General features: G+C 64.8%; 20 protein-coding genes and 1 tRNA gene. 14 read left to right on the forward strand and 7 right to left on the reverse strand.

Annotated features, from left to right (window positions below):
• The first annotated feature begins 34 nt into the window (after nt 1-34).
• A complete protein-coding gene (gene nadB, locus C163_RS20775; RefSeq protein WP_025340428.1) occupies nt 35-1,639 on the forward strand; it encodes an L-aspartate oxidase in 1,605 nt (534 codons plus the stop codon).
• Nucleotides 1,640-1,757: 118 nt separating this feature from the next.
• Here nadB and C163_RS20780 read toward each other — a convergent pair whose 3' ends face one another.
• Nucleotides 1,758-2,216 carry a protein YgfX gene (locus tag C163_RS20780; protein WP_025340429.1) on the reverse strand — a complete coding sequence of 153 codons (459 nt, stop codon included), beginning with the start codon at nt 2,214-2,216 and terminating at the stop codon, nt 1,758-1,760.
• Complete coding sequence (locus C163_RS20785; RefSeq protein WP_003252043.1) at nt 2,200-2,454, reverse strand: succinate dehydrogenase assembly factor 2; 255 nt, start codon at nt 2,452-2,454, stop codon at nt 2,200-2,202. The genes C163_RS20780 and C163_RS20785 overlap by 17 nt, the downstream gene beginning before the upstream one ends.
• Nucleotides 2,455-2,587: 133 nt before the next feature.
• Between C163_RS20785 and C163_RS20790 the strand changes: the two genes are divergently transcribed.
• Both C163_RS20790 and C163_RS20795 read left to right on the forward strand, forming a co-directional pair.
• The gene (locus tag C163_RS20790) at nt 2,588-3,529 is read left to right on the forward strand and encodes a folate-binding protein YgfZ (RefSeq protein WP_025340430.1); all 942 of its coding nucleotides are present in this window, start codon (nt 2,588-2,590) and stop codon (nt 3,527-3,529) included.
• A 55-nt stretch (nt 3,530-3,584) separates the two neighbouring features.
• Nucleotides 3,585-4,391 carry an HDOD domain-containing protein gene (locus C163_RS20795; RefSeq protein WP_025340431.1) on the forward strand — a complete coding sequence of 269 codons (807 nt, stop codon included), beginning with the start codon at nt 3,585-3,587 and terminating at the stop codon, nt 4,389-4,391.
• Between the two features lie 127 nt (nt 4,392-4,518).
• Here the strand turns inward: C163_RS20795 and C163_RS20800 are convergent, their stop codons facing one another.
• Nucleotides 4,519-5,898, reverse strand: a complete 1,380-nt coding sequence (locus tag C163_RS20800; RefSeq protein ID WP_025340432.1) for a sensor histidine kinase — start codon at nt 5,896-5,898, stop codon at nt 4,519-4,521.
• Entirely contained in the window at nt 5,891-6,562 is a 672-nt protein-coding gene (locus tag C163_RS20805; protein ID WP_025340433.1) for a response regulator, read from the reverse strand. Before C163_RS20805 ends, C163_RS20800 begins: the two co-directional genes overlap by 8 nt.
• 199 nt (nt 6,563-6,761) lie before the next feature.
• Between C163_RS20805 and C163_RS20810 the strand changes: the two genes are divergently transcribed.
• From C163_RS20810 to C163_RS20830, 5 genes are all read left to right on the forward strand, one after another.
• The gene (locus tag C163_RS20810; RefSeq protein ID WP_025340434.1) at nt 6,762-8,051 is read left to right on the forward strand and encodes an OprD family porin; all 1,290 of its coding nucleotides are present in this window, start codon (nt 6,762-6,764) and stop codon (nt 8,049-8,051) included.
• A gap of 46 nt (nt 8,052-8,097) precedes the next feature.
• Nucleotides 8,098-9,078, forward strand: coding sequence for a tripartite tricarboxylate transporter substrate binding protein (locus C163_RS20815; RefSeq protein WP_025340435.1), 981 nt, complete (start codon nt 8,098-8,100; stop codon nt 9,076-9,078).
• Between the two features lie 179 nt (nt 9,079-9,257).
• Complete coding sequence (locus tag C163_RS20820) at nt 9,258-9,716, forward strand: tripartite tricarboxylate transporter TctB family protein (RefSeq protein ID WP_025340436.1); 459 nt, start codon at nt 9,258-9,260, stop codon at nt 9,714-9,716.
• 3 nt (nt 9,717-9,719) lie between these two features.
• Nucleotides 9,720-11,234: a tripartite tricarboxylate transporter permease gene (locus tag C163_RS20825; RefSeq protein WP_025340437.1), complete on the forward strand. Its 1,515-nt coding sequence runs from the start codon at nt 9,720-9,722 to the stop codon at nt 11,232-11,234.
• A complete protein-coding gene (locus C163_RS20830; protein WP_025340438.1) occupies nt 11,227-12,258 on the forward strand; it encodes an AbrB family transcriptional regulator in 1,032 nt (343 codons plus the stop codon). The genes C163_RS20825 and C163_RS20830 overlap by 8 nt, the downstream gene beginning before the upstream one ends.
• 120 nt (nt 12,259-12,378) lie before the next feature.
• Here the strand turns inward: C163_RS20830 and ung are convergent, their stop codons facing one another.
• Nucleotides 12,379-13,071 carry a uracil-DNA glycosylase gene (gene ung / locus C163_RS20835; protein WP_025340439.1) on the reverse strand — a complete coding sequence of 231 codons (693 nt, stop codon included), beginning with the start codon at nt 13,069-13,071 and terminating at the stop codon, nt 12,379-12,381.
• Between the two features lie 126 nt (nt 13,072-13,197).
• On the opposite strand from ung, the gene C163_RS20840 reads away from it, so the two are divergent.
• Nucleotides 13,198-14,304 carry an enoyl-CoA hydratase/isomerase family protein gene (locus C163_RS20840; RefSeq protein WP_025340440.1) on the forward strand — a complete coding sequence of 369 codons (1,107 nt, stop codon included), beginning with the start codon at nt 13,198-13,200 and terminating at the stop codon, nt 14,302-14,304.
• Nucleotides 14,305-14,434: 130 nt separating this feature from the next.
• Here the strand turns inward: C163_RS20840 and C163_RS20845 are convergent, their stop codons facing one another.
• Nucleotides 14,435-14,887: a hypothetical protein gene (locus C163_RS20845; RefSeq protein WP_025340441.1), complete on the reverse strand. Its 453-nt coding sequence runs from the start codon at nt 14,885-14,887 to the stop codon at nt 14,435-14,437.
• Nucleotides 14,888-15,030: 143 nt separating this feature from the next.
• Between C163_RS20845 and C163_RS20850 the strand changes: the two genes are divergently transcribed.
• The 5 genes from C163_RS20850 (at nt 15,031) to C163_RS20870 (ending at nt 19,362) form a co-directional block, all read left to right on the forward strand.
• Nucleotides 15,031-15,243: a cysteine-rich CWC family protein gene (locus tag C163_RS20850; RefSeq protein WP_015271611.1), complete on the forward strand. Its 213-nt coding sequence runs from the start codon at nt 15,031-15,033 to the stop codon at nt 15,241-15,243.
• A gap of 9 nt (nt 15,244-15,252) precedes the next feature.
• Nucleotides 15,253-15,945 (forward strand): pseudouridine synthase, encoded by a 693-nt coding sequence (locus C163_RS20855; RefSeq protein ID WP_025340442.1) that lies wholly within the window; start codon nt 15,253-15,255, stop codon nt 15,943-15,945.
• Between the two features lie 448 nt (nt 15,946-16,393).
• Complete coding sequence (gene phaG / locus C163_RS20860) at nt 16,394-17,281, forward strand: (R)-3-hydroxydecanoyl-ACP:CoA transacylase (protein ID WP_025340443.1); 888 nt, start codon at nt 16,394-16,396, stop codon at nt 17,279-17,281.
• A gap of 111 nt (nt 17,282-17,392) precedes the next feature.
• A tRNA-Gly gene (locus C163_RS20865) sits at nt 17,393-17,466 on the forward strand.
• A 165-nt stretch (nt 17,467-17,631) separates the two neighbouring features.
• A complete protein-coding gene (locus C163_RS20870; protein WP_025340444.1) occupies nt 17,632-19,362 on the forward strand; it encodes a SulP family inorganic anion transporter in 1,731 nt (576 codons plus the stop codon).
• Between the two features lie 31 nt (nt 19,363-19,393).
• Here C163_RS20870 and C163_RS20875 read toward each other — a convergent pair whose 3' ends face one another.
• Nucleotides 19,394-20,461: a glycerophosphodiester phosphodiesterase family protein gene (locus C163_RS20875; RefSeq protein WP_025340445.1), complete on the reverse strand. Its 1,068-nt coding sequence runs from the start codon at nt 20,459-20,461 to the stop codon at nt 19,394-19,396.
• Nucleotides 20,462-20,478: the final 17 nt, after the last annotated feature.

Consider the following 20,478-nt stretch of genomic DNA (forward strand, 5'->3'; position numbering starts at 1 on the left):
CCGCGCCCCTTCCAAAGAATACTAGTGTCCCGACATGAGCCAACAATTCCAACATGATGTCCTGGTGATCGGCAGCGGTGCCGCCGGTCTCAGCCTGGCACTGAACCTCCCCAGCCACCTGCGAGTCGCCGTGCTCAGCAAGGGCGACCTGGCCAACGGCTCGACCTTCTGGGCCCAGGGCGGTGTCGCGGCAGTGCTGGACAATACCGATACCGTGCAGTCGCATGTCGAGGACACCCTCAATGCCGGCGGCGGCCTGTGCCATGAAGAAGCTGTGCGCTTTACCGTCGAGCACAGCCGCGAAGCCATCGAGTGGCTGATCGAGCAAGGCGTGCCCTTTACCCGCGACGAACACTACAGCGTCGACGACGGTGGCTTCGAGTTCCACCTGACCCGCGAAGGCGGCCATAGCCACCGGCGCATCATCCACGCCGCCGACGCCACCGGCGCAGCCATCTTCACCACGCTGCTGGAGCAGGCCCGCAAACGCCCGAACATCCAGCTGCTGGAGCAGCGCGTGGCGGTCGACCTGATTACCGAACGTCGCCTCGGCCTGCCCGGCGAGCGCTGCCTGGGTGCCTATGTGCTCGACCGCAACACCGGCGAGGTGGACACCTTCGGTGCGCGCTTCACCGTGCTGGCCACTGGCGGCGCGGCCAAGGTCTACCTGTATACCAGCAACCCCGATGGTGCCTGCGGCGACGGCATCGCCATGGCCTGGCGGGCCGGTTGCCGGGTGGCGAACCTGGAGTTCAACCAGTTTCACCCGACTTGCCTGTACCACCCACAGGCCAAGAGCTTCCTGATCACCGAAGCCCTGCGCGGCGAAGGTGCCCTGCTGCGCCTGCCCAATGGCGAGCGTTTCATGCCACGCTTCGACCCCCGCGAAGAACTGGCCCCGCGCGACATCGTGGCCCGCGCCATCGACCACGAGATGAAGCGCCTGGGTGTGGACTGCGTGTACCTGGACATCACCCACAAGCCGGCCGACTTCATCAAGAGCCACTTCCCCACCGTGTACGAGCGCTGCCTGGCCTTCGGCATCGACATCACCCGCCAGCCGATCCCGGTAGTACCGGCGGCGCACTACACCTGCGGCGGAGTGATGGTCGACGACCGCGGCCACACCGACGTGCCGGGCCTGTATGCCATAGGTGAAACCAGCTTCACCGGCCTGCACGGTGCCAACCGCATGGCCAGCAACTCGCTGCTGGAATGCTTCGTCTATGGCCGTGCCGCCGCCGCCGACATCCAGGCGCACCTGGATGAGGTGACCATGCCCAAGGCCCTGCCCGGCTGGGACGCCAGCCAGGTCACCGACTCGGACGAGGACGTGATCATTGCGCACAACTGGGACGAACTGCGGCGCTTCATGTGGGACTACGTCGGCATCGTGCGCACCAGCAAGCGCCTGCAGCGAGCGCAGCACCGCATTCGCCTGCTGCTGGACGAAATCGACGAGTTCTACAGCAACTACAAGGTCAGCCGCGACCTGATCGAATTGCGCAACCTGGCGCAGGTGGCCGAGTTGATGATCCTGTCGGCCATGCAGCGCAAGGAAAGCCGCGGACTGCATTACACCCTGGATTACCCGGGGATGCTGGACGAGGCTAAGGACACCATCCTCAGCCCGATCTGAAATCGGCGTCGCGGCCTTCGCGGGCCCGCCCGCTCCCACAGGATTCCCACTGCCTCGCAGGCTTGCGCAGTACCTGTGGGAGCGGGCAAGCCCGCGAAGAAGCCAACTAGGTATGGCTTTATGCCCGGCTCACCCCTGCCCACCTACGCCGGCTGAATTTCAACCGCACCCGCAAGCGCCTGTGCTCATCAGCCCCCAGCGCATCCCGTGGCACGCATTGGCTCTCCCCCAACCAGCGCCCCGCCCGCACAAAGCGCAACACCACCAGCGCCGGCAACGCCACGCTGTCCCGGCACAAGCGCACCGGCTGCCAGCCACGGGCACGGCTGAACACCTGCCAGCCGCGCACATCACGGCGCAGGCCAACAACGGCATGCTCATGCGTCAGCAGAATACGTCGGGGAATGGCCCAGCCAGCGTGGGCAATACAGGCGGCGACAACAGCAAGGGCCGACCACCCGGACAGCGGGCTCGCCCATATGGCGAACCACGCCAGTACCTGGCCCCCCAGGTAGGCCGCCAGCAGCAGGCGCGAGCCTTGCCAGCGGCACTCGAAGCACTCACTTGGGCTGGACACGGTCCAGGATGATGCGAACCATGCGCTGCAGCTCCGGGTCTTCGGACTCGGTGCGCTCCATGAACCAGCCGAACATGTCCTGATCCTCGCAGCTCAACAGACGCACGTAGAGTTCGCGGTCGGTTTCGTTGAGCGTGGGGTAGACTTCCTGGGTGAAAGGCACCAACAGTACGTCCAGTTCCAGCATGCCGCGGCGGCTGTGCCAGAAAAGCCGGTTGAGTTCAGTTTGTTCGACCATGGGGCCCTCCTCGAATGGCCCGCCAGTATACAGCCAGGCGAGCGAAGCGACACCGGGCGTTGGTCTAGTCACCTACCTATTTTGTTACCGGCGTTCTATGATGGCCGCCAGTCTTTAGCCACCGCGATGACCCATGGCCGATTCCGCTTTCTTCTGCCCCCTGTCCCACGAGGGCATCCTCGCCGTCCGCGGCTCCGATGCAGGCAAGTTCCTGCAAGGCCAGCTGACCTGCAACATCAACTACCTCAGCCCGGAACACGCCAGCCTCGGCGCCCGCTGCATGGTCAAGGGGCGCATGCAGTCGAGTTTCCGCATCCTGCCCGAAGGCAACGGCTACCTGCTGGCCATGGCCAGCGAGCTGCTCGACGCCCAGCTGGCCGACCTCAAGAAGTACGCCGTGTTCTCCAAGGCGACGCTGACCGATGAAAGCGCTGCCTGGGCACGCTTCGGCCTGCAAGGCGGCGATGCGGCGCTGCAGGCCCTGGGGCTCGATGTGCCTGCGGCAGCTGGCAGCACCGTGCGCCACGACGGGTTGATCGCCATTGCCGTGTCCGCTGGCCGCGTGGAGCTGTGGGTACCGGCAGACAAAGCCGACAGCGTTCGCCAGGCGCTGGCCGCCGCACTGCCCGAAGGTAGCCTCGGCGACTGGCTGCTGGGGCAGATTCGCGCCGGGATCGGCCAGGTAATGGGGCCGACCCGCGAGCTGTTCATCCCGCAGATGATCAACCTGCAGGCCGTCGACGGCGTCAGCTTCAAGAAGGGCTGTTACACCGGTCAGGAAATCGTTGCCCGCATGCAGTACCTGGGCAAGCTCAAGCGCCGCCAGTACCGTCTGGCACTGGACCAGCAGGCCATTCCGGCCCCGGGCGCCGAGATCTTCTCGCCCACCCATGGTTCGTCGGTCGGTGAAGTGGTCATTGCTGCCAGCAACGGCACAGGCTGCGAACTGCTCGCCGTGCTCAGCGCCGAAGCGGTGGAAGACGACAACCTGCACCTGGGCAGCCTGGAAGGCCCACGCCTGCAGGTGCTGACCCTGCCCTACGAACTGGACCGCGACCGGGAAATCCAGCGTTGACCAGCCTGCCCCGCCTACGTGGCGGGGCCGCACCACCACTGCGGTAGACACGCCCATGAACAAGCTGGCCGAGATGGTTCAAGCACAGTTGCTCGATGCCATCGAAAAGGATGACCTGGTCCTGCCGACCCTGCCCGAGGTTGCCTTGAGCATCCGCGAGGCGGCGGAAGACAGCGAAATCAGCGTAGCGGCCCTGAGCAAGGTGATCGGTCGCGATGCGGCCCTTTCAGCGCGCCTGATCAAGGTCGTCAACAGCCCACTGCTGCGCGCGGCGGTCGAGGTCACCGACCTGCACACCGCCATCACGCGGCTGGGCATCAACTACAGCTGCAACCTGGCCATTGGCCTGGTGATCGAGCAGATTTTCCACGCCCGGGCGCCGGCGGTGGAGCAGAAGTTACGTGATATCTGGGCCAACAGCCTGGATGTGGCGGGCATCAGCTACGAAATCTGCCGCCGCTATACACAGCTCAAGCCCGACCAGGCTACCCTCGGCGGGCTGGTCAACCAGATTGGCGCACTACCGGTGCTAATCTATGCCGAAGAGCACAACGAACTGCTGTCCGACCCGGTGTGCCTGCATTATGTGATCGAGCAGATCCAGCCGGTGCTGGGCGACAAGATCCTCAAGGCCTGGGAATTTCCGGAGCAACTGGTCAACCTGCCGAGCCAGGTGCAGGACCTGGACCGGCAGACTGACAAGATCGACTACATCGACATCGTGCAGATCGCCCGCTGCATCAGCCAGCGCGGGCGCCACCGGCCGCTGGCAGCACTACCGGCATACCGCCACCTGGGCCTGCCGTACGGCACCGAGCTTGAAGTAGGTGAACTGATCGAGGCGCGGAGCATGTTGCGCTGACCGGTGTCAGCCTGTGCCGGCCTCTTCGCGGGTAAACCCGCTCCCACAGGTATAGCGCAGCCTTCAGCAGCGGCGCGGTCACTGTGGGAGCGGGTTCACCCGCGAAAGGGCCGGTACAGGCCACACATCAATCCGCGATAAAACTCACCCGCACCCGCAACCCGCCCTTCGCACCGTCATGCAGGCTCACCTGCGCCAAGTGCGCCCGGCAGATCTCGCCGACAATCGCCAAGCCAAGCCCACTGCCCTGCGCACTGCGCCGGTAGAAGCGCTCGAACACCCGCTCACGCTCGGCCTCGGGAATCCCCGGCCCGTCGTCCTCCACCTCAAGCACCGCCGGCGCCAGCACCCGCAAGATCACGTTGCCGCCAGCCGGCGTATGCGCCAAGGCATTGTCCACCAGGTTGCTCAACAACTCGTTGAGCAGCGTCGGCTCCCCCTTCAGCCACACCGGCGCCTCGGCCTCCAGGGCCAGCGCCACCCCGCGTTTGTGCGCCAGCGGTGCCATGGCCATGCCCAGCTCACGAGCCAACTGGCTCAGGTCCAGGCGCTGCGCCCCGCCTTCGGCAATCGCCCGCGCACCGTTCTCGACCCGCGCCAGCGACAGCAGCTGGTTGGCCAGGTGGGTCAGGCGGTCAGTGCCCTGGGCCGCGGACTCCAGTGTCTGCCGCCACTCCTGCGGCTCGGCCGAACGCAGGCCCAGCTCGACACGTGCCTTCAGCGCGGCCAGTGGCGTGCGCAACTCGTGGGCGGCGTCGGCGATGAACTGCGCCTGGCGCTCGAACTGGCCACGCAAACGCTCGGTGAAATGGTTCAAAGCCCGCACCAGTGGGCCCAGCTCACGCTGCACCTGCACCACCGGCAAGGCCCGCAGGTCGTCCGGCTGGCGCTCTTCCACCGCCGTGCGCAGGCGCTCCAGCGGCCGCAACGCGGCACTCACGGCAAACCACACCATCACCAGCGCGCCCAGCGCCAGCATCCCCAGGCGCAGCAGGGTATCGGCCATCAGGCCACGAGCCATGCGCACCCGCGCTTCCTCGGTCTCGGCCACACGGATCTCCGCCATGCCGTTCATGTTCGGCTCGCTCACCGGCTTCAACAGGCTGACCACGCGCACGTCCTGGCCCAGGTAGGTGGCGTTGTAGAACCGCGCCAGCGCCGGATAGTCGTCGGTACGCGGCGTGCCCGGCGGCGGCGCTGGCAGGTTCTCGTAACCGGAAATCAGCCGCTGCTGGATGTCCAGCACCTGGTAGTAGATGCGCCCGGCACTGTCGTAGGCGAAGGTGTCCAGGGCCACGTAGGGCACATCCGCGCTCAGCGAACCGTCACGCTGGGACAGGCCTGCGGCAATGGTCCGCGCCGAGGCCAGCAGGGTCCGGTCGTAGGCGGTATCGGCGGCCTCGCGGCCGTTCCAGTAGGCGCTCAGGCCACTGGCCAGCATCAGCACCACCAGCAGCAAGGCCAGGTTGCCGAGCAAGCGCCCGCGCAGGCTGCCGTTGTCACGCATCGCGGTGCTCGAGCAGGTAGCCAAGGCCACGGAAGGTGACGATGGCCACCGGGTGGCCGTCGAGCTTCTTGCGCAGGCGGTGGATGTAGATTTCGATGGCGTCGGGGCTGGCTTCTTCGTCCAGGCCGAACACCTGGGCGGCCAGTTGCTCCTTGCTCATCACCCGGCCCGGTCGGGCGATCAGCGCTTCCAGTACGCTCTGTTCGCGCGAGGTCAGGGTCAGGTTTTCGCCACCCAGGGCGAAGCGCCGGGTGTCCAGATCGTACACCAGCGGCCCGCAGCGTTGCTGGCGCTCGCCACCGAGCACGCTGCGCCGCAGCAGGGCCTTGACCCGTGCTTCCAGTTCGGTCAGCTCGAACGGCTTGGCCAGGTAGTCGTCGGCGCCCAGGTTCAGGCCGTGGACCCGGTCCTTGACGTCACTGCGCGCGGTCAGCATCAGCACCGGCAGGGTCTTGCCACGGCCGCGCAGGCGCGCCAGCACCTCGAAGCCGTCCATGCGCGGCAAGCCGACATCCAGCACGGCCACGGCGTATTCCTCGCTGGCCAGGGCCAGGTCGGCGGCCACGCCGTCATGCAGCACATCCACGGTCAGGCCATGGCTTTTCAAGGCCTGGGCCACGCTTTCGGCCAGTTGCAGGTGGTCTTCGACCAGCAGCACACGCATCGGATTCTCCCTGCTCGGGTGGGACGGTGGCGCGGAGTGTACCGCTGTCGGCAGGCCTGTGAAGCCCTGTCGACAAACCTTTCACGCTGAAAGGTTAGCGAAAGGTTGGTTACCTAGCATCGCACCACGGTCGCCCTTCGCGCCGAAAAAAGCACCAGCAAGGTGCAACGAATAAGAACAATAAACGGAGCCATCAGTGATGCTGTCATCGCAGCCGCAGGCGTTCGCGCCTACCCGTTCCTTTGCCGCACGCCCCTCCGCCATCGCCAGCGCCCTTGCGCTTGCCGGTGTCGCCCCGATGAGCCAGGCCGCCTTCTTCGAAGACAGCACGGCTACCTTCGAAACCCGCAACATGTACTTCAACCGAGACTTCCGCGACGGCACCAGTGCGCAGCAATCCAAGCGCGACGAGTGGGCCCAGGGCTTCATGCTCAACTTCGAGTCTGGCTACACCGATGGCACCGTGGGCTTCGGCCTGGATGCGCTGGGCATGCTCGGCATCAAGCTCGACTCCAGCCCCGACCGCACCGACACCGGCCTGCTGCCGACCCACGATGACGGCAAGGCCGCCGACGAGTACTCCAAGCTCGGCCTGACCGGCAAGGTGAAGGTGTCGCAGACCGAACTGAAGATCGGCACGCTGATCCCCGAACTGCCGACCCTGCAGCCCAACGATGGGCGCATCCTGCCGCAAACCTTCGAAGGCGGCCTGCTCACCTCGAAGGAGGTCAAGGGCCTTACCTTCACCGGCGGCCGACTGGACAAGGCCAAGGACCGCAACGACACCAACTGGGAAGACCTGGCCCTGAACAACAAGAACGGCCGCTTCGGTGGCTCGTTCAGCGCCGACAACCTGGACCTGGCCGGCCTCGACTACCAGTTCACCGATCGCATCACCGGCAGCTACCACTTTGCCCAGCTCGACGATATCTACCGCCAGCACTTCATCGGCATGGTCGCCACCCAGCCATGGGGCCCGGGCACCTTCGGCGCCGACCTGCGCCTGGCGGTGAGTGACGACGCTGGCGCCGCCAAGGCCGGCAACATCGACAACACCACCGTCAACGGCATGCTCAGCTACGCCCTGGGTGGGCACAAGGTCAGCGCCGCCTGGCAGCAGCTGTCCGGCGACAGCGCCTTCCCGTACGTCGATGGTGCCGACCCGTACCTGGTCAACTTCGTCCAGATCAACGACTTCGCCGGCGCCGACGAGCGCTCCTGGCAGGCGCGCTACGACTACAACTTCGCAGCACTCGGCGTGCCGGGCCTGACCTTCATGACTCGCTACATCAGCGGCGACAACGTCAGCCGCGCGGCCGGTGGCGAGGGCAAGGAGTGGGAGCGCAACACCGAACTGAAGTACGTGGTACAAAGCGGCCCGTTGAAGAACGTCGCCGTGCGCCTGCGCAACGCCACCTTCCGCTCCAACTTCGCCCGCGACGCGGACGAGGTGCGGCTGCTGGTGAGCTACAGCGTGGCGCTGTGGTAACCCCATAGCGATAACTTGATAACAACAACGCTCACGGAGATAGACGATGACCTTTTCACTGCGCCGCCTCGTCCTCGCTACCGGCTGCCTGCTGTTGGCCGGCAACGCCCTCGCTGCCGAACCGAAACGCCCCGAATGCATTGCCCCCGCCTCGCCCGGCGGCGGCTTCGACCTGACCTGCAAACTGGTGCAGAGCGCCCTGGTGCAGGAAAAGATCCTCACCAAGCCGATGCGCGTCACCTACATGCCCGGCGGTGTCGGCGCGGTGGCCTACAACGCCGTGGTCGCCCAGCGCCCGGCCGATGCCGGCACCCTGGTGGCCTGGTCCAGCGGCTCGCTGCTGAACCTGGCCCAGGGCAAGTTCGGCCGCTTTGACGAAAACGCGGTGAAATGGCTGGCCGCCGTCGGCACCAGCTACGGCGCCATCGCAGTGAAAAGCGACTCGCCCTACAAGACCCTCGACGACCTGGTCGCGGCGTTGAAGAAAGACCCGAGCAAGGTGGTGATCGGCTCCGGCGGTACCGTCGGCAGCCAGGACTGGATGCAGACCGCCCTGATCGCCAAGGCCGCCGGCATCAACCCGCGTGACCTGCGCTACGTGGCCCTGGAAGGCGGCGGAGAAATCGCCACGGCGTTGCTGGGCGGGCATATCCAGGTAGGCTCGACCGATATCTCCGACTCCATGCCGCACATTCAGAGCGGCAACATGCGCATCCTCGCGGTGTTCTCGGAAAACCGCCTGGACGAGCCCGAGATGAAAGACATCCCCACCGCCAAGGAACAGGGCTACGACATCGTCTGGCCGGTGGTACGCGGTTTCTACCTGGGGCCAAAGGTGAGCGACGAGGACTACGCCTGGTGGAAACAGTCATTCGACAAGATGCTGGCCTCGGAAGACTTCGCCAAGCTGCGTGACCAGCGCGAACTGTTCCCCTTCGCCATGACCGGTGCAGAGCTGGACGGCTATGTGAAGAAGCAAGTGGCTGACTACAAGGCACTGGCCAGGGAGTTTGGCCTGATCCAGTAAGCCGCCACCGACGTTCGCTCCTATGTAGGAGCGGCCTTGTGTCGCGAAAGGGCTGCGAAGCAGCCCCAGCGATTTGTGCAGCGATGCTGAAATCCTGGGGCCGCTTTGCGACCCATCGCGACACAAGGCCGCTCCTACAAAGGATCTGCGTCTTGCCGATGAACAACGAGGATTCCTTCATGATCCTGCAACGCATCTTCGCCCTGGCCCTGCTGGCGGTGTGCACCGCCCTGGCCGTGATGGCCTGGCCTTACCAGGCGGCGTTTTCCTATGAACCGGTGGGCCCGCGCGCCTACCCGCTGTTGATGCTCGGCCTGCTTGGCCTGGGCCTGCTGTACCTGGTGTTCCGCCCCACGCCCATCGTGCGCAAGGACGACGAACCGGAACTGGACCGCGAAACCCTGATCAAGATCACCGCCTGCGTCGGCCTGCTGATCGTTTTCGCCAGCACCTTCGAAGCCCTGGGCTTCATCCTCAGCGCCATCCTGGTCGGCGTGCCCATGGCCCGCCTGTACGGCGGCCGCTGGCTGCACAGCGCCATCGTGGTGGTGGGCATGAGCCTGTTCCTCTACTGGCTGTTCGACCGCGTGATGGACGTGCCCCTGCCCCTTGGACTGCTGAGCGTACTGGAGAACTGACACATGGATACCTTGAGCTACCTGGGCCAGGGCTTCGGCGTCGCCCTGTCCCCCTACAACCTGGTCACCGCCCTCTCCGGCACGCTGATCGGCACCGTGGTCGGCCTTCTGCCGGGCCTGGGCCCGATCAACGGCGTGGCCTTGCTGATCCCCATCGCCTTCGCCCTCGGCCTGCCGCCGGAGTCGGCGCTGATCCTGCTGGCGGCGGTGTACCTGGGCTGTGAGTACGGTGGGCGCATCAGTTCGATCCTGCTGAACATCCCCGGCGAAGCCTCGACCGTGATGACCACCCTCGATGGCTACCCGATGGCCCGCAATGGCCTGGCTGGCGTAGCGCTGTCGCTGTCGGCCTGGAGTTCGTTCATCGGTGCGCTGATCGCCACCTGCGGCATGGTGCTGTTCGCCCCGCTGCTGGCGAAATGGGCAATCGCCTTCGGCCCGGCGGAGTACTTCGTGCTGATGGTGTTCGCCATCGTCGCCCTCGGTGGCATGGCCGGCGACAAGCCGCTGAAAACCTTCATTGCCGCACTGATCGGCCTGTTCCTGTCGGCAGTCGGCATCGATGCCAACAGTGGCGTGTACCGCTTCACCGGCGACAGCGTGCATCTGGCCGACGGCATCCAGTTCGTGGTGCTGGTGCTGGGCCTGTTCTCCATCAGCGAAATCCTCCTGCTGCTGGAAAAGACCCACCATGGCCACCAGGCAGTCAAGGCCACCGGGCGCATGCTGTTCAACTTCAAGGAAGCGGCCTCGGTGTTCGTGGTCAACATCCGCTGCGGCCTGCTGGGCTTCATCATGGGTGTGCTGCCTGGCGCCGGTGCAACACTGGCCAGCGCCGTGGCCTACATGACCGAAAAACGCCTGGCAGGCGACAAGGGCAAGTTCGGCAAGGGCGACGCCCGCGGCCTGGCCGCCCCGGAAACCGCCATCGGCGCCTCCTGCTGTGGCGCCCTGGTACCGATGCTGACCCTGGGCGTACCCGGCTCGGGCACCACTGCGGTGATGATTGGCGCACTGACCTTGTACAACATCACCCCGGGCCCACTGCTGTTCGAACAGCAGCCAGACATCGTCTGGGGCCTGATCGCCTCGCTGTTCATCGCCAACATCATGCTGGTGATCCTCAACATCCCGATGATCCGCATCTTCACCCGCATCCTCGCCGTGCCGAACTGGGCGCTGGTGCCGGTGATCGCCATCATCACGGGGATCGGGGTGTACGCCGTGCATGCCACCACCTTCGACCTGTTCCTGATGGTCGGCATCGGCATCATGGGCTATATCCTGCGCAAGCTGGACTTCCCGCTGTCGCCGATCCTGCTCGGCTTCATCCTCGGTGGGCTGATGGAGCAGAACCTGCGCCGGGCGCTGTCGATCTCCAACGGCGAACTGGGCATCCTCTGGTCGAGCCCGATCAGCATGTCGGTATGGGTACTGACCATTTGCATGCTGACCCTGCCGCTGCTGCGCATCTGGCGCAAACGCAGCCAGCAGCGCCGGGCGATGGCCGATGCCTGATCGCTCGTTGCCGTTGTTTGTCGCGACCGGGCTGGTCGGCCTCGCTGGCGGTTTTGCCGCCAGCAAGGTCGGCTGGCCTTTGCCGTGGATGGTCGGCTCGTTGCTGGCGATCATCCTGGTGCGCTGCATGACACCCTGGCAGCTGCCGGAAATCCCCAATGGTCGCAAATGCGGGCAGTGGATCATCGGCATCGGTATCGGCCTGCACTTCACCCCGGCGGTGATCGAGCAGGTGGCCAGCCATTTCGCGCTGATCTTCTTCGGCGCGCTGTTCACCACCCTGTCCAGCGTGATCAGCGTATGGCTGTTGCGGCGCACCGGTGAAGACCGTGCCACGGCGTTCTTCGCCAGCATGCCGGGCGGTTCGGGGGAGATGGTCAACCTTGGCGCGCGCAACGGCGCTGTGCTCAGCCAGGTAGCGGCGGCGCAGAGCCTGCGCGTACTGGCGGTGGTACTGTGCGTGCCGGCGCTGTTCAAGTTCCTGCTGGGCGACGGGGTACCGCTGAATCACACCGGCAGTGTGAGCTGGGGCTGGCTGGCGCTGATTGCTCCGCTGGGCGTTGCCGTCGCCCTGCTCTGGCAGCGCTTGCGCCAGCCCAACCCGTGGCTGTTCGGGCCATTGCTGGTGGCAGCCACCGTGAGCCTGGCGGGCAACCTGCAGATAACCCTGCCCAATGGCGCCAGCCAGATCGGCCAGTGGTTGATCGGCAGTGGCCTGGCCTGCCACTTCAACCGCGCGTTCTTCCGCCGAGCACCGTCGTTCCTGGGGCGTACCCTGGTGGCCACGGCGTTGTGCATGGCGATTGCCGGCAGCGCCGCTTGGGTATTGAGCGTGATGACCGCGCTGGACCTGCGTTCGCTGACATTGGGGATGATGCCGGGCGGAATTGCCGAGATGAGCCTGACGGCAGAGACCCTGCAACTGTCGGTGCCGCTGGTGACGGCGCTGCAGGTGATGCGCTTGTTGTTCGTGCTGTTTCTGGCAGAGCCGTTGTTCCGGGTGTGGAACACCAACTCGGAATAATCGCGTCGCCTGCTTCGCGGGCTTGCCCGCTCCCACAGGGATAGCACCTGCCTTGAGGGCGGTGCAGTACCTGTGGGAGCGGGTTCACCCGCGAAGCAGGCGACGCGTTCTCTCAGGTGATCACAACGGTGGCAACGCCCAGTTGATCGGCGCCAGCCCGCGCTGCTGGAGGAAACTGTTGGTCCGGCTGAAATGCCCGCACCCCAGGAACCCACGGTAAGCCGACAACGGCGATGGATGCACCGACTTCAGCACCAGGTGCTTGGTCCCGTCGATCAGCTTCTGCTTGCTTTGCGCATGCGAACCCCACAGCAGGAACACCACGTTCGGGCACTGCTCGCTGACCACCTGGATGACCCGGTCGGTAAAGAACTCCCAGCCCTTCTTGGCATGCGACGCGGCATTGGCGCGCTCCACGGTCATGGTCGTGTTGAGCAACAGCACGCCCTGCTCGGCCCAGCTCTGCAGGTAGCCATGGTTGGCAATCGGGATGTTCAGGTCGCGCTGCAGCTCCTTGTAGATGTTGACCAGCGACGGTGGCGTGGCCACGCCCGGCTGCACCGAGAAGCACAGGCCATGCGCCTGGCCCGGCCCGTGGTACGGGTCCTGCCCGAGGATGACCACCTTCACCTGGTCCAGCGGCGTCGAGTTGAGCGCATTGAAGATCAGCGGCCCTGGCGGGTAGATCTCCTTGCCGGCGGCGTACTCGCCGCGCAGGAACTCGCGCAGCTGATGCATGTAGGGCTGGTCGAATTCGGCGCGCAAGGCGGCCTTCCAGCTGGGTTCGAGTTTGATGCGATCGTCGTCAGTCATGGGGCCTTCCATAAACAATGGCGCGACACTAGGTAAGCCCTTCCCGCTTGTCAAACGATCCGACCGACGACCGGCATGTTCGGCCAGGCAAGCCATACTTGTCCGATGACTTGCGCGAGGTAGTCCATGACCATTCACTGCGAGGTACTCACCGGCGCCGATGGCGCCCGCATCGGCATCGCCACCCTGGATGCGCCCAAGGCGCTCAATGCCCTGAACCTGCCGATGATCGAGGTATTGGGCGAACAGTTGCACGCCTGGGCTCGCGACCCGGGGATCGTTTGCGTGCTGCTGCGCGGCAATGGTGCCAAGGCCTTCTGCGCCGGCGGCGATGTGCGTGCGCTGGTGCAAGCCTGCCGCGACCACCCCGGCAGCGTCCCCCCGCTGGCCGCCACCTTCTTCGCCGCCGAATATCGCCTGGACTTTGCCCTGCACACCTATCCCAAGCCGCTGCTGTGCTGGGGGCACGGGCATGTGCTGGGCGGCGGCATGGGCCTGCTGCAGGGCGCCAATGTACGCATCGTCACCCCCAGCAGTCGGCTGGCCATGCCGGAAATCAGCATCGGCCTGTACCCGGACGTAGGCGCCAGCTGGTTCCTTGCCCGCCTGCCGGGCAAGCTGGGGTTGTTCCTCGGCCTGACAGGCGCGCCGATCAATGCTCATGACGCCTTGGACCTGGGCCTGGCCGACCGCTTTCTGGGTGAGTACCAGCAAGAGGCGCTGATCGAAGAACTGCTGCAACTGAACTGGCAGGAACAAACTGCCCTGCAACTGAACAGCCTGCTCAAGGCCGAACAGCACCGCGCCTGCGCCGAGTTGCCCGAGGCCCAGTGGCTGCCGCGGCGACAGGTAATCGATCAGTTGCTCGACGTGGCCGACGCAGCCGCCGCCTGGCGTGCGCTGGAGGGGCTAAAGCACCACGACGACCCGCTGCTGGCAGATGCCGGCCAACGGTTGCATGAAGGTTGCCCGCTGACCGCACATCTGGTGTGGGAACAGATCCGCCGGGCACGGCACCTGTCGTTGGCGCAGGTGTTTCAGATGGAGTACAGCATGAGCCTGAACTGCTGCCGCCACCCGGAATTCAGCGAAGGCGTGCGTGCGCGCTTACTGGACAAGGACAACCAGCCGCACTGGCACTGGCCCGATGTGGCGCAAGTGCCGGCGGCGGTGGTGGAGGCGCATTTTGCCAAGGTGTGGGAGGGGCGGCATCCGCTGGCGGATCTCGGGTAGTTTCGAGAAGCTGGGGCTGCCTTGCAGCCCATCGCGACACAAGGCCGCTCCTACAAGCGGATCGCGGTCCCCTGTGGGAGCGGCCTTGCGTCGCGAAAGGGGCGCAACGCGCCCCCGATTTTCAATTCACCTACCGCTGCCAGTTCCCTCCTTGCCCATGCCCACGCCGCCCGTCCCCGCGCCGGTCACCATCCCCCCGCCCGTTGGAGTGCCAACGGTCATTCTGCTGGTAGCGCTGGCTGCCACCGCGATAATCATGACGGTCACGGTCGCGCCCATAGTCATACCGCTGGCGGTTGCCATAGTCATAGCGTGGGTTGCCATGCCACTGCTTCATCCCCGGCTGTGGGTGAGACCGGTAGTGAGGCGCAGGCGCCGAGCGGTAGTAGTAGCGCGGTGCCGGCTGGTAGTAATAGCGCTGTTGCGGCGTTACGTAATAGCGGTCATAGCGGTAATAATCCGGTGACACATAACGGTCGGAATAGTAGTGGTCCGACCGGTAATAGCCCCCGCTCTCGTAGTACGGAACGCAGGCGGAAGTCATCAGCCCCAGCAGGGCGATCAACAGGATTCGATAGGACATGGCGGCCTCCTGGACCGCTGGAGTGCCCGAACAGCGGCGCTGGCGAGCATCGATGCGAAATGCGATCATCGACATTGAATAAGACAGTGCCGCCAAGGTGCAGTGCCATTTCTGCAACAATTTGATACAGGTGAGCGGCAGCCATGCCCGACAACCAGCACTGCCCCGCTTGTGGCGCCCTCAACCAGTGCAGCCTGGCCGACCCGCGCCGGGCCACCCAGGCCTGCTGGTGTTACAGCGTGACCATCGACCCTGCCGTGCTCGAGGCCTTGCCCGCCGAGCTACGCGACAAAGCCTGCCTGTGCCCGCGCTGCGCCGCCGTCGAAGAACAACTTCGCTCCCCCGCTTCCGACTGACCGTTTGCCATGCGCCTCGACCGTTTCCTCGCCAACCTGCCCAGCCACAACCGCCAGCAAGTCCGCCTGATGCTGGCGCAACGCCGCGTGCGGCTGGATGGCCAGGTGGTCAGCGATCCACTGGCCGAAGTGCGCGAATTCAGCCGCGTGGAGCTGGACGACCAGCTGCTGCAGGCTGGCCGCCCGGCGCGCTACCTGATGCTGCACAAGCCCGCTGGCTGCGTCAGCGCCACCCAGGACCCGCAACACCGCACCGTGCTCGACCTGCTGCCAGCCGCGTTGCGTGAGGACCTGCACATTGCCGGGCGCCTGGACTTCAACACCACCGGCCTGATGATCCTGACCAACGATGGCCAATGGTCACGGCGGCTTACCCAGCCCACGACCAAGCTGCCCAAGCACTACCTGGTGGAAACCGAGGACGAGATTGGCGAGCACTATGTGGCCAAGTTCCTGGAGGGCTTCTACTTCGCCTTCGAAGACCTCACCACCCTGCCCGCCCAACTGGACATCCTCGGGCCGCGCCAGGCGCGGCTGGCGATCGTCGAAGGGCGCTATCACCAGGTGAAGCGCATGTTCGGCCATTTCGACAACAAGGTGGTGGGGTTGCATCGGGAGAGCATGGGGGCGATCCGGCTGGACCCGCGGTTGGTGCCAGGGGCGTTTCGTGAGCTGACGGCGGATGAAATAGCGACGGTCTAATCAGCCTGTACCGGCCTCTTCGCGGGCACGCCCGCTCCCACAGGTACACCACAGGCCTCCGGGCTGGTGTGATCCCTGTGGGAGCGGGCGAGCCCGCGAAGAGGCCGGACCAGACAGATCAGAGTCGTCATACGACCGCTCAGCGACAAAAGTCACATTTTCCCCCGAACGGCACTTGCGGGATCCCCGACCCACTGCTTGAATCCAAATCGTCAGTCTGCATGTGACTACCAAGTCACGCCCGCAGTCGAAGACACCTTTTGCCGGCCACCCAGGGCCTCGATGCCTTGGGGCACGGCAAATTGCCCGCCAAAAACAATACCGTCGACGCAAGTGCCAAGGATCGACACAGGGCCCCCCGGTTTCTCTTCAGGCAAATGCCTACCTGTCATAAAGAACGTGCACCCTAGGTGACGCGAATACCCTTTTTGCGCCAGGAGTCGATGACATGAGGCCAGAAATCGCTGTACTTGATATCCAAGGTCAGTATCGGGTTTACACGGAGCTCTATCGCGCGGACGCGGCCGAGAATACGATCATTTTGATCAATGGCTCGCTGGCCACCACGGCCTCGTTCGCCCAAACGGTACGTAACCTGCACCCGCAGTTCAACGTAGTACTGTTCGACCAGCCATACGCGGGCAAATCCAAGCCGCACAATCGCCAAGAGCGCCTTATCAGCAAGGAGACCGAAGCGCATATCCTCCTCGAGCTGATCGAGCACTTCCAGGCGGACCACGTGATGTCGTTCTCGTGGGGTGGCGCAAGTACGCTGCTGGCGCTGGCGCACCAGCCGCGGCACGTGAAGAAAGCTGTAGTGAGTTCGTTCTCGCCGGTGATCAACGAACCGATGCGCGACTACCTGGACCGTGGTTGCCAGTACCTGGCCGCCTGCGACCGCTATCAGGTCGGCAACCTGGTCAACGACACCATCGGCAAGCACCTGCCGTCACTGTTCAAGCGCTTCAACTACCGCCACGTCAGCAGCCTGGACAGCCACGAGTACGCGCAGATGCACTTCCACATCAACGAGGTGCTGCAACATGACCTGGAGCGGGCGCTGGATGGTGCGCGCAATATCGACATCCCGGTGCTGTTCATCAACGGCGACCGCGACGAGTACACCACGGTCGAAGATGCACGGCAGTTCAGCAAGCACGTGGGCCGCAGCCACTTCAGCGTGATCCGCGACGCAGGCCACTTCCTGGACATGGAAAACAAGACCGCTTGCGAGGATACCCGCAGCGTCATGCTGGGGTTCCTGAAGCCAACCATGCGTGAACCTCGTCACCGTTACCAGCCGGTAAAACAGGGGCAGCATGCATTGGCCATCTGAGCAGCTCGGCGTCCTGTGGTTGAGACCCGCAAGCCAGGGGGCGCCGACAAGCTTTTTTATAACTTGGGCTTCTAATTCGTTGAGGGTTCTGGTAAAAAGTGCTGCGCAAACGCGGGTATAGTTTAGTGGCAAAACGAAAGCTTCCCAAGCTTTAGTTGAGGGTTCGATTCCCTCTACCCGCTCCACATCGCATTCCCGCATGGCGTTCCCGCAACGTCATCGCTGTCAAAAGGAGCCCAGGCTCCTTTTTTCGTTTCTCCCCCCTCCCTTTGACCTGCCCCATGGCCATTTGCCTGCCGATCCGCTTCAATGCGTGGATGGATTCGTGAAGCATTTCGAAAGGACGACGTATGTTTCTCTCCCGCTGGCTACCGGGCCTTGCCAACCTGCTGCACTACCGCCGCGAGTGGTTCCACGCCGACCTGCAGGCCGGCCTCTCGGTGGCAGCGATCCAGATTCCCATAGCCATCGCCTACGCGCAGATCGTCGGCCTGCCGCCGCAGTACGGCCTGTACGCCTGTGTGCTGCCGATGATGGTCTACGCCCTGATCGGCAGCTCGCGCCAGCTGATGGTCGGCCCTGACGCTGCCACCTGCGCGATGATCGCCGGCGCCGTGGCGCCGTTGGCCATGGGTGAGCCGCACCGGATTGCCGAACTGTCGGTGATCGTCACCTTGCTGGTCGGGGTAATGCTGATCGCGGCCGGGGTGGCCCGGGCCGGGTTCATCGCCAGCTTCTTCTCGCGGCCGATCCTGATCGGCTATCTCAACGGTATCGGCCTGAGCCTGATCGCCGGGCAGTTGTCCAAGGTGGTGGGGTTCAAGATCGAGGGCGATGGCTTCATCCTCAGCCTGATCAACTTCTTCCAGCGCCTGGGTGAAATCCACTGGGTGACGCTGCTCATCGGCCTCGCCGCACTGGGCCTGCTGATCTGGCTGCCACGGCGCTACCCCCGCCTGCCTGCGGCGCTGACGGTGGTGGCGCTGTTCATGTTGCTGGTCGGCCTGTTCGGCCTCGACCGCTTCGGCGTCGCCATTCTCGGCCCGGTGCCTGCAGGCATCCCGCAACTGGCCTGGCCACACAGTAACCTGGCAGAAATGAAAAGCCTGCTGCGCGACGCCCTGGGTATCGCCACCGTCAGCTTCTGCAGCGCCATGCTCACCGCACGCAGCTTTGCCGCCCGGCACGGCTACGCGATCAACGCCAACCACGAATTCGTCGCCCTGGGCGTAAGCAACCTGGCTGCCGGTGTTTCCCAGGGCTTTGCCATCAGCGGCGCAGACTCGCGCACGGCGGTCAACGACATGGTCGGTGGCAAGAGCCAACTGGTGGGCATCATCGCCGCGCTGGTCATCGCCCTGATCCTGCTGTTCTTCACCGCGCCGATGGCGTGGATCCCGCAGGCCGCGCTGGGTGCCGTGCTGCTGATGGCCGGCTGGGGGCTTATCGACATCAAGTCGCTGGGGCACATTCGCCGCCTGAGCCGCTTCGAGTTCTGGCTGTGCCTGCTGACCACGGTCGGCGTTCTGAGCCTGGGTGTGCTGCCCGGTATCGTGTTTGCCGTGACCCTGGCGATCCTGCGCCTGCTGTACAGCATCTATCAGCCCACCGACGCGGTGCTGGGCTGGCTGCCGGGCACCGAAGGCCAGGTGGACATCCGCAAACACAAGGATGCCCGCACCGTGCCAGGCCTGGTGGTGTACCGCTTCGACGACGCGATCCTGTTCTTCAACGCCGACTACTTCAAGATGCGCCTGCTCGAGGCGGTGCAGAGCCAGGACCAGCCCAAGGCCGTGCTGTTCGATGCCGAAGCGGTAACCAGCATCGACGTCAGCGGTATCGCCGCCCTGCGCGAAGTGCGCGACACCCTGGCCGCCCAGGGCATCTTCTTCGCCATCGCCCGCGCCCGCGGCACCTTCCTGCGCATGCTGGTGCGCTCGGGGATGGCCCGCGAGATGGAAGACAAACTGCTGTTCGGCTCGGTGCGGGCGGGCATTCGCGCCTATCGGGTTTGGCGCAACAGGAGTCGCAGTGAGAGGACACCTGCACAAGTTCAGGATCCGACGCAGGTCCCTTTGTAGGAGCAACCTAGTGCCAGTACGCATGCATTCATCAGTATCCCAACCTCTCCAGCATCACCACCTCAGGCTCCGCCGGACGCTGATAGAACCGTAGCAACGCCCCCGTGCGGTTGGTAAAAATCCCGTCGACACCTGCCTTCATCGCCTTGTCGAAGTCCACCGGGTCGTCGAGGGTGTACGCATGCACCAGCAAATCCCGCGCCTGGCTGGCCTGGTTCATCCAGGGCTGGATCAGGTCGGCATAGCTCTGTTCGCCCAGATGAGTGCGCATGGCAGAAGGCCCCGTACCGACCGCACCGCCCTGCCTGGCCTGATCGAGCCAGCGCAGGAATTCTGCCTGGTCCTTCGGCTGCTGACGGGCATAGAACGCGGCCTTGTCGGTTTCACCCGAGTCAGCGAAATCCTGCCCGGAAGCGGGCTCGATGGTTTTTGTCCCCACCCACAGCAGGAGTACCTTCGGCACCTGCGGCATGGCCTCGTGCAGCAACGCCAGGCTGTTGCGGTCGAAGGTCTGCAACACCACACGGCCTGGCCGGTCGAGCCAGCCGCGGGCTGCGAGGCGCGCCTTCAGGTCCTGCTCGATACCCGGGAACTGCTTGGGGACCTTGGTCTCGATGTACAACCCGGGGTGCCGCTCGGGGTTGCCTTCGGCGATGTCGATGACCTCGTCCAAGGTGAGGATCGGCAGTTTGCGGAAAGAGGCCCGGGCGCGCGCCGGGTAGGCCTGGTTGAACCAGCTGCCAGCATCCAGCGACTTCAGCTCGGCGAGCGTGAAGGCGCTGACCGGGCTGTCCTTTCGCTCTGGGAAGCGCTCGGCGACATCGCTGGTACGCGACAGCACATCGTCATGGACCACCACCAGCACGCCGTCACTGCTGCGTTGCAGGTCGAGTTCCAGGTAGTCGGCGCCCTGGTCGCGGGCCAGCAGGTATGCAGGGGTGGTGGATTCCGGGGCATCGTACGAGGCGCCGCGGTGGGCGATCACCGCCGGGTGCGCAATGCCGTGGGCGGTGGCCAGGGCCTTGCCATTGCTGGCGGAAGCGGCCGATACAGTGAGCAAAGTGGTCAAAGCCAAGAAACTGAACATGGGATTGCGCATGGATAAGTCCTTTATCG

Source organism: Pseudomonas sp. FGI182 (genome assembly GCF_000511325.1).
In the GTDB taxonomy this organism is placed as follows: Bacteria; Pseudomonadota; Gammaproteobacteria; order Pseudomonadales; family Pseudomonadaceae; genus Aquipseudomonas; species Aquipseudomonas putida_Z.

What these genes read in the sequence shown, in the direction of transcription:
- C163_RS20870 (WP_025340444.1), top strand. Translation starts at nt 17,632, where the DNA reads ATGTTTCTCTCCCGCTGGCTACCGGGCCTTGCCAACCTGCTGCACTAC.
- C163_RS20820 (WP_025340436.1), top strand. Translation starts at nt 9,258, where the DNA reads ATGATCCTGCAACGCATCTTCGCCCTGGCCCTGCTGGCGGTGTGCACC.
- C163_RS20790 (WP_025340430.1), top strand. Translation starts at nt 2,588, where the DNA reads ATGGCCGATTCCGCTTTCTTCTGCCCCCTGTCCCACGAGGGCATCCTC.
- C163_RS20805 (WP_025340433.1), bottom strand. Translation starts at nt 6,562, where the DNA reads ATGCGTGTGCTGCTGGTCGAAGACCACCTGCAACTGGCCGAAAGCGTG.
- nadB (WP_025340428.1), top strand. Translation starts at nt 35, where the DNA reads ATGAGCCAACAATTCCAACATGATGTCCTGGTGATCGGCAGCGGTGCC.
- C163_RS20850 (WP_015271611.1), top strand. Translation starts at nt 15,031, where the DNA reads ATGCCCGACAACCAGCACTGCCCCGCTTGTGGCGCCCTCAACCAGTGC.
- C163_RS20810 (WP_025340434.1), top strand. Translation starts at nt 6,762, where the DNA reads ATGCTGTCATCGCAGCCGCAGGCGTTCGCGCCTACCCGTTCCTTTGCC.
- C163_RS20825 (WP_025340437.1), top strand. Translation starts at nt 9,720, where the DNA reads ATGGATACCTTGAGCTACCTGGGCCAGGGCTTCGGCGTCGCCCTGTCC.
- C163_RS20875 (WP_025340445.1), bottom strand. Translation starts at nt 20,461, where the DNA reads ATGCGCAATCCCATGTTCAGTTTCTTGGCTTTGACCACTTTGCTCACT.
- phaG (WP_025340443.1), top strand. Translation starts at nt 16,394, where the DNA reads ATGAGGCCAGAAATCGCTGTACTTGATATCCAAGGTCAGTATCGGGTT.
- C163_RS20815 (WP_025340435.1), top strand. Translation starts at nt 8,098, where the DNA reads ATGACCTTTTCACTGCGCCGCCTCGTCCTCGCTACCGGCTGCCTGCTG.
- C163_RS20840 (WP_025340440.1), top strand. Translation starts at nt 13,198, where the DNA reads ATGACCATTCACTGCGAGGTACTCACCGGCGCCGATGGCGCCCGCATC.
- ung (WP_025340439.1), bottom strand. Translation starts at nt 13,071, where the DNA reads ATGACTGACGACGATCGCATCAAACTCGAACCCAGCTGGAAGGCCGCC.
- C163_RS20795 (WP_025340431.1), top strand. Translation starts at nt 3,585, where the DNA reads ATGAACAAGCTGGCCGAGATGGTTCAAGCACAGTTGCTCGATGCCATC.
- C163_RS20855 (WP_025340442.1), top strand. Translation starts at nt 15,253, where the DNA reads ATGCGCCTCGACCGTTTCCTCGCCAACCTGCCCAGCCACAACCGCCAG.
- C163_RS20800 (WP_025340432.1), bottom strand. Translation starts at nt 5,898, where the DNA reads ATGCGTGACAACGGCAGCCTGCGCGGGCGCTTGCTCGGCAACCTGGCC.
- C163_RS20785 (WP_003252043.1), bottom strand. Translation starts at nt 2,454, where the DNA reads ATGGTCGAACAAACTGAACTCAACCGGCTTTTCTGGCACAGCCGCCGC.
- C163_RS20845 (WP_025340441.1), bottom strand. Translation starts at nt 14,887, where the DNA reads ATGTCCTATCGAATCCTGTTGATCGCCCTGCTGGGGCTGATGACTTCC.
- C163_RS20830 (WP_025340438.1), top strand. Translation starts at nt 11,227, where the DNA reads ATGCCTGATCGCTCGTTGCCGTTGTTTGTCGCGACCGGGCTGGTCGGC.